At 44.5% G+C, this 11,514-nt stretch carries 10 protein-coding genes and 5 tRNA genes; 5 read left to right on the top strand and 10 right to left on the bottom strand.

Annotated features, from left to right (window positions below; all coding sequences use genetic code 11):
- Positions 1–3 precede the first annotated feature (3 nt).
- On the bottom strand, positions 4–3,360 hold the full coding sequence (locus PAP_RS02675; protein ID WP_048164571.1) for a DNA-directed RNA polymerase subunit B: 3,357 nt from the start codon (positions 3,358–3,360) through the stop codon (positions 4–6).
- 21 nt (positions 3,361–3,381) lie between these two features.
- On the bottom strand, positions 3,382–3,630 hold the full coding sequence (locus PAP_RS02670) for a DNA-directed RNA polymerase subunit H (RefSeq protein WP_048164570.1): 249 nt from the start codon (positions 3,628–3,630) through the stop codon (positions 3,382–3,384).
- A 330-nt stretch (positions 3,631–3,960) separates the two neighbouring features.
- Between PAP_RS02670 and PAP_RS02665 the strand changes: the two genes are divergently transcribed.
- Together PAP_RS02665 and PAP_RS02660 are read left to right on the top strand one after the other, a co-directional pair.
- Entirely contained in the window at positions 3,961–4,713 is a 753-nt protein-coding gene (locus PAP_RS02665) for a hypothetical protein (protein ID WP_144367983.1), read from the top strand.
- The gene (locus tag PAP_RS02660; RefSeq protein WP_144367982.1) at positions 4,710–5,477 is read left to right on the top strand and encodes a hypothetical protein; all 768 of its coding nucleotides are present in this window, start codon (positions 4,710–4,712) and stop codon (positions 5,475–5,477) included. Before PAP_RS02665 ends, PAP_RS02660 begins: the two co-directional genes overlap by 4 nt.
- Positions 5,478–5,488: 11 nt before the next feature.
- Here PAP_RS02660 and PAP_RS02655 read toward each other — a convergent pair.
- The 3 genes from PAP_RS02655 to PAP_RS02645 all read right to left on the bottom strand — a co-directional run bounded on the left by PAP_RS02655 (position 5,489) and on the right by PAP_RS02645 (position 5,729).
- Positions 5,489–5,565 (bottom strand) — tRNA-Thr (locus PAP_RS02655).
- A gap of 1 nt (position 5,566) precedes the next feature.
- Positions 5,567–5,644: transfer RNA gene (locus PAP_RS02650), tRNA-Pro, on the bottom strand.
- Positions 5,645–5,652: 8 nt separating this feature from the next.
- Positions 5,653–5,729, bottom strand: a tRNA-Thr gene (locus PAP_RS02645).
- A 97-nt stretch (positions 5,730–5,826) separates the two neighbouring features.
- Here PAP_RS02645 and PAP_RS02640 point away from each other — a divergent pair.
- Both PAP_RS02640 and PAP_RS02635 read left to right on the top strand, forming a co-directional pair.
- Positions 5,827–5,902 (top strand) — tRNA-Asn (locus tag PAP_RS02640).
- 21 nt (positions 5,903–5,923) lie between these two features.
- Positions 5,924–5,998, top strand: a tRNA-Ile gene (locus tag PAP_RS02635).
- On the opposite strand, the gene PAP_RS10170 is transcribed toward PAP_RS02635, so the two are convergent.
- Positions 5,980–6,336 (bottom strand): hypothetical protein, encoded by a 357-nt coding sequence (locus PAP_RS10170; protein ID WP_084177524.1) that lies wholly within the window; start codon positions 6,334–6,336, stop codon positions 5,980–5,982. The genes PAP_RS02635 and PAP_RS10170 overlap by 19 nt on opposite strands.
- A 188-nt stretch (positions 6,337–6,524) precedes the next feature.
- Between PAP_RS10170 and PAP_RS02630 the strand changes: the two genes are divergently transcribed.
- Entirely contained in the window at positions 6,525–7,511 is a 987-nt protein-coding gene (locus tag PAP_RS02630) for an AIR synthase family protein (protein WP_048164567.1), read from the top strand.
- A 23-nt stretch (positions 7,512–7,534) separates the two neighbouring features.
- On the opposite strand, the gene gcvPB is transcribed toward PAP_RS02630, so the two are convergent.
- From gcvPB to PAP_RS02610, 4 genes are all read right to left on the bottom strand, one after another.
- A complete protein-coding gene (gene gcvPB, locus PAP_RS02625; protein WP_048164566.1) occupies positions 7,535–9,034 on the bottom strand; it encodes an aminomethyl-transferring glycine dehydrogenase subunit GcvPB in 1,500 nt (499 codons plus the stop codon).
- Between the two features lie 10 nt (positions 9,035–9,044).
- Positions 9,045–10,400, bottom strand: coding sequence for an aminomethyl-transferring glycine dehydrogenase subunit GcvPA (gene gcvPA, locus PAP_RS02620; RefSeq protein WP_048164565.1), 1,356 nt, complete (start codon positions 10,398–10,400; stop codon positions 9,045–9,047).
- A gap of 81 nt (positions 10,401–10,481) precedes the next feature.
- A complete protein-coding gene (locus PAP_RS02615; RefSeq protein ID WP_048164564.1) occupies positions 10,482–10,838 on the bottom strand; it encodes a hypothetical protein in 357 nt (118 codons plus the stop codon).
- 21 nt (positions 10,839–10,859) lie between these two features.
- The gene (locus PAP_RS02610; protein ID WP_048164563.1) at positions 10,860–11,477 is read right to left on the bottom strand and encodes a DOMON domain-containing protein; all 618 of its coding nucleotides are present in this window, start codon (positions 11,475–11,477) and stop codon (positions 10,860–10,862) included.
- Between the last annotated feature and the right edge of the window lie 37 nt (positions 11,478–11,514).

The following is an 11,514-nucleotide window of genomic DNA, read 5'->3' as shown; positions in this document are numbered from 1 at the left end:
CTCTCACACCCTATCCTTCAATCTTAATTTTGGTCTTATTACCATAGCCTTAAGCTCATCCAGGAGCAATTTGAATGCATAACTCATCTCTACTTTGCTTATGCTTTCTGTTTCACCGCATACTGGACAGTAAACTTGGTCCCTTCTCTTGTCCTCCAATGCTAAGTGACCGCAGTTCTCACATACCCACACTTCGCTCTTATCGCTCTCCTCAAGGAGACGCTCTACTATGAGCATTGCTGCACCGTGGCCTATTAGAACATCACGCTCCATCTCACCGAATCTAAGACCTCCCTCTCTTGCCCTTCCTTCGGTTGGCTGCTTTGTAAGGACTTGCACTGGACCTCTTGAACGAGCGTGCATCTTATCCGCAACCATGTGGTGGAGTCTCTGGTAGTAAATAACACCCACAAATATATCGGCCTCTAATCTTCTACCGGTTATACCATCGTAGAGAACTTCCCTTCCGTTGTGCTTGAATCCAAGCTCTTCAAGCTCTTTCCTAAGCTTCTCCTCTGGCTCACCAATGAAGGCAGTTCCATCGATTCTCCTTCCCTTGAGTGAAGCAACTTTTCCACCTATAGCCTCTAAGAGCTGTCCAACAGTCATACGAGATGGGATACCGTGTGGGTTAACGATTAAGTCGGGGACTATACCGCTCTCTGTCCATGGCATGTCCTCTTGTGGAACTATCAAACCAATGACACCCTTCTGTCCGTGTCTTGAGGCGAATTTGTCTCCAATCTCTGGTATTCTTAAGTCCCTAACGGTTACCTTAACGAGCTTGGTTCCATCTCCACTCTCCGTAACGATAACCTTATCAACTATACCTTTCTCGCTGTGTCTAACTGCTTCACTTGTCTCCCTGCGCTCTTGGAGGATTATTCCGCCCAACCCAGTTTGCTCCTCAAGGAATCTTGGTGGAGATGTCCTACCAACCAAAACATCTTTACCTCTAACCTTTGATTCTGGGAAGATTATACCGTCCTCATCCAAGTGTCTGTAGTATTGCTCTCCTCTATATCCTCTAACTGTTGGGTCGGGGATCTCAAAGTGGTCTGTTTGTCCACCTAAGTACTTCTTCTCCTCTGATTCATAGGTTCTGAAGAAAGTGCTCCTTGCTAAACCCCTATCGATTGAAGCCTTGTTCATGATGATGGCATCTTCCATGTTGTATCCTTGATAGCTCAAGACAGCAACGACAAAGTTCTCTCCAGCAGGCCTCTCCTCAAAACCGACGGCACCCATGACCCTTGAGTTAACTAATGGAACTTGTGGGTAGTGCATTAAGTGACCTCTTGTATCTACCCTAAGCCTAAAGTTAGCCCATCCCAAACCAAGGCTCTGCTTTGCCATACCGGCTCCATAGGTATTTCTTGGAGCGGCATTGTGCTCTGGGTATGGAACTAGAGATGCTGGGAGACCTAATATGGCTGCGGGCATCAACTCAAGGTGAGTGTGCTCTTCGGTAATTTCCCACGGCCAAAGGGCCACATATGCGTTTTCTTCTTCCTCTGCATCGAGGTACTCTATGATGCCCTGCTTAACTAAGTCACTCCAAGTGAGCTTTCCATTCTTAATTGCCTCAACATGCTCCTTCTTGAGCTTTGGCTCTCCCTTCTCCACTATGATTAGGGGCCTTCTGACTCTACCGTCATCACTGTTTACATAAACTTCCTTAACATCCTCATAGTAGGCAACGTTGATGACGTCATTTATCTTTCCTTTTCTCCTATCTTCCTTAATCCTCGTAACCAGCTCGATGCCGTCCTCAATTGTGCCCATTAAAACACCGTTAAGGTAAACTCTCCAAACGTGTGGATTTGGCCTTCTCTCCAGGATTGTCATAACCCCAAGCTTCCTCAAGTACTCGAGGACTTCTTCCTCAGGCACAGCAGTGGTTATTTGAGACATTAAAGCTAAGTTCTTAACGAGACCACAGTTTGGACCTTCGGGTGTTTCGGTAGGACAAATTCTTCCCCAGTGAGTTCCGTGCAAATCACGAGCTTCGAAGTGTGGCTGCTCTCTGCTCAAAGGTGAAGTAACCCTTCTCAAGTGTGAGAGCGTTGACATGTAGTTTGTTCTATCCAATAGCTGGCTCACACCCGTCCTTCCACCCGGCCAAGCACCTGTGGCCATTGCGTGCTCAATTCTCTCACTTAAAACGTCTGGTCTAACGGAGTGCCTAACAAACCTCTGCACATTCTCAAAGACATACTTCTCGCCTTTTCTTTGGTATGTTTTTGTTAATTGGTACTGCATGTCCTTAACCAATTGGCCAAATGCAACTCTAAAGAGATCCTTTAGCAAATCACCAGCGAGCTTTAATCTCTTGTTGGCGTAGTGATCCTTGTCATCTTCCCCTCTCAAGCCAAGTGAGAGCTCGAGAACCTTTAAGGCCATCATTCCTAAGTAATAAGCTTTTTTAATCCTGTCTTCGGGTGAAACGCCCATGTGCGGGAGAAGGTTGTTGTCTATGATGTTTTGAGCTCTCCTAATCCTGTACTCCCTTGGCTGCCCTGGCAAAGCTTTCTTTCCAATAAAGTCCAAAGCCTCCTCTTGGGTCAGGATGTCAGAAGCATCGTCCAAGTTCTCCAAAAGCTCCTTTTGAATTTCAGGATCATCAGAAACAGCTTCAACGATTTCTTTATCACTTTCAAGACCCAAAGCACGCATCACAACAACAAACTTCACAAGACCAGGGACGTTCGGCATAGAAACGTATACAATTCCATCCTTCCTCTTCTCAACTTGAATTAAAGCCCTGTATCCATGCCTGTATGAGAAACACTTAGCTATATAGCGGTTGTTTGACTCGTCCTTTTCAACCAGAGTCCTATTTGGTGCTAAATCCTCAATGGACACTATAACTCTCTCTGAACCATTGATAATAAAGTATCCTCCCGGGTCTTTTGGGTCTTCTCCAATTTTCCTCAACTCGTCGTCGCTCATACCGTGGAGCCTGCAAGCTTTAGATTTGAGCATTATTGGGAGTTCGCCAATCCTTACCTCAACAGACTCCTGCTCAATGCCGTTGACAACAGGTATCATTTCTAAGAACACTGGGGCTGCATAGGTTAAGTTCCTAATTCTAGCATCCAAGGGATAAAGTGGCTTTCTTTGTCCTTGTGGCTCTTGAAACTCTGGTTCTCCAATTCTAATCTTTCCAAACTTAACCTCAAAGTTAGGAATATCTGGCTTTACTCCACCAAACTCGTTGACTACGTCTTGAAGCCCGTGGTCTAGGAATGCATTGTATGAATCTAAGTGCTGTCTAACAAGACCTTTTTCTTGCCAATAGCTTTCCATAACATACCAAAGGTCATCCGGATTAACCTCAACAACAGTAGGACCCCTCATAATCTCACCTCACCAAAAAATTCAATCCTCAACCACTATTCTATAATAATAGTAGATTCCAGCAGTTGGACTCTTTCTTTTAATCTCTATGATATCCCCAATTTTTGCCCCTAAGGCCTGCACCGCAGGGTCACTTGCGCGAATTTGCGGTAATTGAGAAAGCTTTATGTTGTATCTTTTTAGCAATTCGGCCTTCTCCTCTTCGCTTAATATTCTATGCTCAGGAACTAGCTCATGATCAAATATATTAAACTTTTTCTTCGCCGCCACAGAGAATTGCCCCCTTAACATTTTTAGAATTTAATATGAACATGCTAACCTCAACCTTCAACTTTGGGTATATAAGCTTTTCGTGGACTATCGCAAGTTACTTTGAGTTTTTCATTTATATGGCTTGCGTAAAGTTTAAGAAGGAAAAACAAAAGTGCGAGAGACCTTAAAACATCATTAACGTACATAATCGTGCATCGTGTTGATGCTGAAATAGTGTGATAACAATCGTTGTTATCGCAATACTGAAAGTAAAAATAAAAGTTCTGGAGCTTCAAAATATTCTTATAAACATTCTGCCAAGAACTTTTTTATAATCGAAAAACAATAATGCTCTACGGTGATAATATGCCGGATGGAATAAACCGTGAGGAAATAACACTCGCGAGTGAAAAACTGCTCTTAATGTTGTTCGATTTTCTCGACGAGCATTATGGGGCCAAAGAAAGAGATTACCTGCTACTGGGAGGTTGGGCAGTTTATATTTACGCCGGAGGCGAAAGAAGCGAGGACATCGATATTTATGTTTCCAACAAAGAACTTGAAGACACCATCCGGGCCACCATCGAAGAAATAAAGCCAAAAATCAGAAGCAACCACATCGAGGAAATATCTATCGACTTTTTCAACTCAGAGTCCGTCTTCAAGTATATGGGTTTAGACCATTCAGACCTCCGGAATACTGCCAAGATTGTGGAGTATGGAGGGGTCAGATTCCCCATTGTCGATCCCACAATACTCGTTGCAATGAAGTTCATCTCTGCTCCCGGAAGAGGCCTCGGCACCCAAAGAGGCATCCGGAAGTCCATCAAGGATATAAACGACATCTTTTACCTAATGGAGTCTGACACGATACACGTGAATATCCCCAGAGTTAAGCGGTATTTGAAAAAGTATATATTGGGGAAAAGCAAAACATATATAGAATTTGAAGAGTTGATTGAAAACACATTAGAAACCTTGGATGACCTTTCCAGTTTCCTCTATGATGAAGACCAAAGGGAAACCCTTAACCTAGTGCGTGAGAAGTATCTGGAAGTGCGGGATGAAATCAAAAACATTAAGCAGTTTGTATGGGGGTGAAGACGCTCGAAGTCATATTGAAAGGTCTGGTGCGTGCAAGCAAGGCCGGGAAAACGCGGGAGTATATATCTTCACTCGATAGGGATAGACGGGTATCTCTTAAAGAATTCTTACAGAGAGCTGGCGTTTTTACACTACACAACAACATCGAGCCGGATGACCCAACGCTTTTCGAGACCCTGTACAAGATATACAGGTTGAACCTCACGGACAACTTTGTGAATGACTACTCCAAGTATCTCAGATACCTGATACACGTGGAACTCGACGGGAACAACGTTATCCCTAGAGATAGGGTTCTCGAGAGAATAGGCGCCGGGGAAAGAATTTCACAGAACAGAACGGAAATTATCAGGCCTCTCGTACTCCTTTACGCTCTGTATGTTGTGAGGAAGCTCGTTGGTGATGTAGTGGTCAAGAAAACATCCCTCCCCATTGACGAAGTAGTCGAGAGACTAAAGGAAAATGGTGCGCTCTTCACGGGGAACAGTGGTGCATACTACTATTACCGGATAACTTACTACGTTCCCCGCAGGAACCTGAATGTGTACGTTCGTGAACTTCCTGACCTCCCCGAGGGTAAAGAGACCAGAGTTCTCGTATACCGTCCACTCCAATTTGATGCGGAGAAAGTCCCCCTTGTTGTCCTATTCCTCGACAGTTTGTTCGATGTTTACTCAGGCATCGTAGCTAACGATATTATCTTACCGAGGTTGAAGAAGATATTTTTCGACGTTTCTTCAGAAGCAACTTCAATAGTTTAAAGTGGCGAAATTGGAGCCCCGGGCGGGGTTTGAACCCGCGGCCTGCCGCTTACCAAGCGGCCGCTCCACCAGGCTGAGCCACCGGGGCATGGTGGGGCCGCCGAGATTTGAACTCGGGTCACGGGCTCCCAAAGCCCGCAGGATAGACCAAGCTACCCCACGGCCCCATGAAAACTGGAGCCCCGGCCGGGGTTTGAACCCGGGACCTGCGGATTACAAGTCCGCCGCTCTACCAAGCTGAGCCACCGGGGCACCGTTTGAAAAGGTGTTGAACAGCATTTATAAAGTTTTCGCCGTGGTGAACCGTAAGATTTATAAATCAATCTGCACTCCCTATGAATGGGCTTGTGCCGCCGTAGCTTAGTCGGCAGAGCGCCGGACTGTTAATCCGGTGGTCCCCCGTTCAAGTCGGGGCGGCGGCGCCATATTGCTTTCATATCTCTCATGGGCCCGTAGCTCAGCCTGGTCAGAGCGCGCGGCTCATAACCGCGTGGTCGGGGGTTCAAAGCCCCCCGGGCCCACTTAACAAGTATGACTGGATGTCCTTCTCTCCAAGCTCCTTTTCATAGATTAGCCATCTTTCTAAGCTGTTTTCGAGATAGATCATTGCTTTATACTTATCTTCTCTGCAAATTACTAAAAACACGATGTGGAACCTCTTTTTTCTGTTTAAAATCCTATCGTGGACTTCATAAGGCAAATTCTCGCCCTTAATAGGAATTAGCTCTCCTTCAGCGTAAACACCTGCTAAAGAGCCATTTTTGAATAAATATCCGTTCACATTAAAAGTCTCATAATAAATAACATTGCCCGGCTTCGCCTCAAGCATAGAGGAACTTTGGTTTAACACTTCCATCATTTCAACCACTGCCATAATCTAAGATAAAGTACTATTTTAGGGAAGCGGTGAAAAGAACGTTTCAGGACGTTCCATTTTAAATAAAACGAACTAAAATGCGAATATTTAACAAAAATTCCGAAATTAGTTTGTTATTCTTCAAGCATCAACTTTTTAAGCTTTTGTCCAAAGTCCCGAGGGGGAATACTATGCTACCGCTTGGAAAAGTGCGAAGTGAGATTTTAAATGAAATCATCCTAAACAATGTTGGTATAGAAGACCTCAAAATAGTGATTGGGCCTAGAGAGGGCTTTGATTCAGCCGTACTTGAATATGACGAGGAGAATTACTTAATAGTGGCAACGGATCCAGTGTTAGGAGTTCCTAGAGAGCACTTTGGATTTTTCACCTATCACTTCGCCTCGAGCGATGTTGCTGTTTTTGGAGCAAAGCCAAGGTGGCTAATCGTTGATCTGCTCCTTCCTATGGGAACCACAAAAGGAGAGTTGAAAGCACTCATGGAGGAGCTAAACGGTGAGTGCCTCAAATATAACACTTCCATATTAGGCGGTCATACTGGAGTTTACTCTACAATAAGGGACATTACTGCCACAACAACCGCTTTAGGCCTAGTCAAAAAGGAGGAGCTCAAATTACCCATAGCAAAGCCCGGAGATGAAATCATAATAACCAAAGGCATTGGAATTGAGTTCGCTGTAGGAGTAGCGTGGTTTAAAGGGCAAGAGCTTAAGAAAAAGCTCTCCCAACGTGAGGTCTCTCAACTCAAAGAAATGTACAAGCTAGAGACTGTTGTGAGAGATGCCCTGACAGTTAGAGAATTGGTTAGGGGAATGCATGATGCAACAGAAGGCGGTTTAACAGCGCTTCATGAAATAGCGGACAATTCCAACGTTGGCTTTGTGGTTTATGAGGACAAAATCCACTCGCCTCCGCTCGTTAAAAAAGTTCTCGATTTTTATGGAGTGAATCCTCTAACAGTCTCATCAACAGGTGCTCTAATAATAATCTCCCCCAAAGAGAACACGAATAAAATAATCGAAGAACTGCACAAAGCTGGAATTGAGGGATTCGCTATTGGAAAGTTCACGGCAGAGAAGGAGAGGCTTTTAATAAAAGGAAAAGATGTCGAAGAGTTCCCGAAGTTTGAAAGTGATGCGTATGCAGAGATATACTGAAAAGGAAATAAAAAGACAAATCTCTAATAATCAACTTCCCCTTTTTCTTTGAGCTCCTTGTACATGCGCCACGTAACTATCGGCTTCTTTGTTGCTGTTACGTCATCCACCCTTCTAACAGCTGTATTGTGGGGTGCGTTCTTAACTATCTCGGGGTTGGTGTAGGCCTCTTCACTTATCTTCTTGAGCGCATTAACATAAGCATCGAGCTCCTCCTTTGAAACAGTCTCTGTTGGTTCAATCATCAAAGCCTCATGCACAATAAGCGGGAAGTAAATCGTTGGGGCGTGCAGGCCAAAGTCGAGTAGGCGCTTCGCGACGTCCAATGTTTTAACCCCTGTCTCCTTTTTCATAGGCTCTGCGCTAAAGACTGCCTCGTGCTTCCTAAGCTCCTTGTGAGGTAGTTCGTAACCTCTCGTTCCCTTGAGCTTTTGAGCTAGGTAGTTGGCATTGAGAACTGCTATTTCACTTGCCTCTTTAAGCCCCTCACGACCCATCGTCTTAAGATAAACTAAAGCCCTCACGAGGACTGAAAAGTTGCCGTAGAACTCCTTAACCTTGCCGATGCTCTTTGGAAGGTCGTAGTTGAGGTAGTATTTCTCCCCATCATACTCCACAACTGGGACAGGCAAATATTGAGCGAGGAACTCTTTTACACCAACTGGTCCGGCTCCGGGACCTCCGCCACCGTGAGGCGTTGAGAATGTTTTGTGCAGGTTGAGGTGAACAACGTCGAAACCCATGTCTCCGGGCCTAACTTTTCCTAAGATACCGTTTAAGTTTGCACCATCATAATAGAGCAGTCCTCCAGCATCGTGGACTATCTTAGCAATCTCCAAGATGTCCTCCTCAAAGATGCCCAACGTGTTGGGATTTGTTAGCATTAAGCCAGCAGTCCTTTCACTCACAGCATTTTCTAAAGCTTCCAAATCAACCATTCCTTGCTCATTTGAGGGTATTTCAATGACCTTAAAGCCTGCCACAGCTGCACTCGCGGGGTTAGTTCCATGAGCTGAATCTGGGACTATTATCTCGTTCCTTTGAGTTTCTCCTCTATCAAGGTGATAAGCGCGAATTACCATAACTCCCGTGAACTCACCATTTGCACCAGCCGCTGGTTGTAGGGTAAAACGATCCATAGCTGTTATTTCCTTAAGCCACTGCTCGAGCTCATACATTATTTGTAGAGCCCCTTGAATCGTTTTCTCGTCCTGATATGGGTGAATAAAGGCAACTTTTGGATGGTTGGCAATTTCTTCATTTATCTTTGGGTTGTACTTCATGGTACATGAGCCGAGGGGATAAATGCCGTTGTCAACGCCGTAGTTCATCTCGCTTAAGTTTGTATAGTGCTTAACTACCTCCGGCTCGCTGAGCTCTGGGAGCTCTAAGCTCTTCCTCTTGAGCTTTTCAGGAATTTGGACGTCAACATCTTCAATTGGCTCAGGGAGCGTAAATCCTATTCTTCCCTTACCACCGAGCTCAAAAATTAGAGGTTCGTTCCATTTAGCTTGTCTGAACATCTTTACCACCTCACAGCTCAGCCTCTCCTATTATCTCTCCAATCGCTTCCACCAGTGCATCTATCCATTCCTTCCTTGTTGTCTCTGTCACTGCAAAGAGAGCGCTTTCACCCAGCTCTGGGAAGTGCTGCTTTAAGTAATAGCCGCCGTGAATATTCTTCTCAAGAAGGCGCTCGTGAATAACATCATAGGGAACCTCAAATTTAACGAGAACATCCTTGAAGTTTATTCCGTTAAATGGAATTTCAGCGACCTCGCTTATGCGCTTCTTAAAGTAGGCTGTGTTTTTGAGAATAACCTCACCAAGCCTCTTGAGCCCTTTTGGTCCAAGAGACGCTATGTGAATTGCTGCCGCAACAGCTACTAAGGCCTCATTGGAGCATATATTCGATGTTGCCTTAGCTCTCCTTATGTGCTGCTCTCTGGTTTGGAGCGTCATAACAAAGGCCCTCTTTCCATCAGCATCTTTTGTCATTCCTATTATTCTTCCAGGCATCTGCCTAATGAGTTTCCTGTCGTTTCTAACGGCAAAGATTCCAGCCCTTGGTCCACCGAAGTTCATTGGATTACCAAAGTGTGCAGCTTCACCTATAACAATATCGGCACCATAATTGCCGGGCGCATCTAAAACGCCAAGGCTCGTTGGATCAACACCGACAACGAAGAGTGCTTTATTCTCGTGGGCAATTTCTCCAATCTCAGCAATATCCTCTTCGATAAGTCCGAAGAAGTTTGGCATCTCTACATAAACACCAGCGGCTCCTTGAGCTTTCTCCTTTAAGTCCTCCAAGTCCATTTGTCCATTTTCATTCCAATCAACATACTCTATCTCAAGACCTGGACCATCGACGTAAGTCTTCAAAACACTCTTTTTCTCAGGACTTAAGTGCTTTGGAACCACAAACTTCTTTTTCTTGGTAACTCTTGCGGCCATTAGTGCTGCTTCACCTAAAGCAGTCCCCCAGTCATACATCGAAGCGTTAACCACTTCAAGCCCAACTAGCTCCGCGATTAGGCTTTGATACTCAAATAGAGCTTGGAGCATCCCCTGGCTGATTTCAGCTTGGTAGGGTGTGTAGGCGGTTAAGAACTCGCTTCTTTCTATTAGATATTTCACGTGAGCTGGCACATAGTGGAAGTAAGTTCCAGCCCCTAAAAATGTGGGCACTTCCAAAGCGGTTTTGTTCTTGCTCAGCATCTCGTTCATTTCGAGGAATACCTCGTATTCGCTCTTTCCTTTTGGCAAGTTAAACTCGTATGAAACTTCCTTTGGAACATCGGAGAAAAGTTCATCAATGCTACTGAAGCCGATTTCTTTGAGCATTTCCTCTTTATGCGCCGAATTTGGTATGTAATGCTTTCCCATAGGCATCACCTTTTAAATCTGCATCTAAACATTTCTCGTCTATGGAATATATGCTTTGCGTTAAAAAGTTTAAAGAAAAGCTTAGAAAACAAAGGTATATAATGCAGAGAGTATCTGTAAGGCAAGCAAAATCAGAGCTCCGATAGCTAATGCTCTATGTTGTCTCCTTGCAATTTTGCCCCTTAAGAATAACTTTCCGCTAAATGCAGTGACCAAAACGTAGAGGTATACTCCAACCCCAATTCTTCCATGGAGTGAAGGAATCCCACCTGTGGTGTAAACCATATAAATCACTGCTATCGTCATTAAACCTACTGCAATGTAAATAAAGCGGTGGTGCATCTCCATATTATGAGCTTTAGCGTAGTAAACCGCAACGAGTAGGAAAAGAAAAGCTAAAATTTGAAGGACAGCATGTATTTGATAGGGAGCAACCATCTAATTATCACCCTAGGAATATCAATCAAGTACTAGTTCTCCACTGCCCCTCGCCACATTGTGTTTTAAAGTAAACTCGTCATCATCTGCCATTGCAAAGATGAACTTTATCGTCTGCCCCCTCACAAAGGCTTTATCGTACTGATCTCCAGTATTCAATTTGCGCTTAAATTCTATGATTGTATAACCACTTTCTTCTTTCCCTGCGTACTCTAAAATGTCGTTAGTCCCTCCAAGATTCTCATCGGGCGGATGTGGACCATATGTGCCGGTGGAGTATAGGTCCAAAACAGTTACTTCCCCATCTTTTACCCACCCAAAAATCATATCCGCATCTTTCATAGATTGTGTAGGCTCAAATCCTATGGCAACCCATCCAGTGGTTTGCCCCTTTAAAGCCATGTATAAATACTCATCATCATTTCTCCAATAAACGATGAGCTTTCCACCAGCTAACGAAAGTTCGTGGGCGTATTCTTTTTCATCTATGATGCCATCAGCTTTCCACTCCCCTAACTCTTTGGGAGATTCTTGAATCGATGTTGTTGGAGACGTTGTTTCTGAGCTATAGCTTGTGCATCCACTAAATGCGACCACTGCCAAAAGCAGGCCCAGTAAGACAAGAACCCTTCTTTTCATTAAGTCCCCCTAATTAAAGTCATGCCTTGAAATATTT

Source organism: Palaeococcus pacificus DY20341, assembly GCF_000725425.1.
GTDB lineage: Archaea > Methanobacteriota_B > Thermococci > Thermococcales > Thermococcaceae > Palaeococcus > Palaeococcus pacificus.
The sequence above is the reverse complement of the archived record's forward strand: the minus strand, read 5'-3'. Positions and strand labels throughout refer to the sequence as shown.

Excerpts from the sequence above, each read along its gene's own strand:
- PAP_RS02675 (WP_048164571.1), bottom strand. The coding sequence starts at position 3,360 with ATGAGGGGTCCTACTGTTGTTGAGGTTAATCCGGATGACCTTTGGTAT.
- PAP_RS02665 (WP_144367983.1), top strand. The coding sequence starts at position 3,961 with ATGCTCTACGGTGATAATATGCCGGATGGAATAAACCGTGAGGAAATA.
- PAP_RS10170 (WP_084177524.1), bottom strand. The coding sequence starts at position 6,336 with ATGATGGAAGTGTTAAACCAAAGTTCCTCTATGCTTGAGGCGAAGCCG.
- PAP_RS02630 (WP_048164567.1), top strand. The coding sequence starts at position 6,525 with ATGCTACCGCTTGGAAAAGTGCGAAGTGAGATTTTAAATGAAATCATC.
- gcvPB (WP_048164566.1), bottom strand. The coding sequence starts at position 9,034 with ATGTTCAGACAAGCTAAATGGAACGAACCTCTAATTTTTGAGCTCGGT.
- gcvPA (WP_048164565.1), bottom strand. The coding sequence starts at position 10,400 with ATGGGAAAGCATTACATACCAAATTCGGCGCATAAAGAGGAAATGCTC.
- PAP_RS02615 (WP_048164564.1), bottom strand. The coding sequence starts at position 10,838 with ATGGTTGCTCCCTATCAAATACATGCTGTCCTTCAAATTTTAGCTTTT.
- PAP_RS02610 (WP_048164563.1), bottom strand. The coding sequence starts at position 11,477 with ATGAAAAGAAGGGTTCTTGTCTTACTGGGCCTGCTTTTGGCAGTGGTC.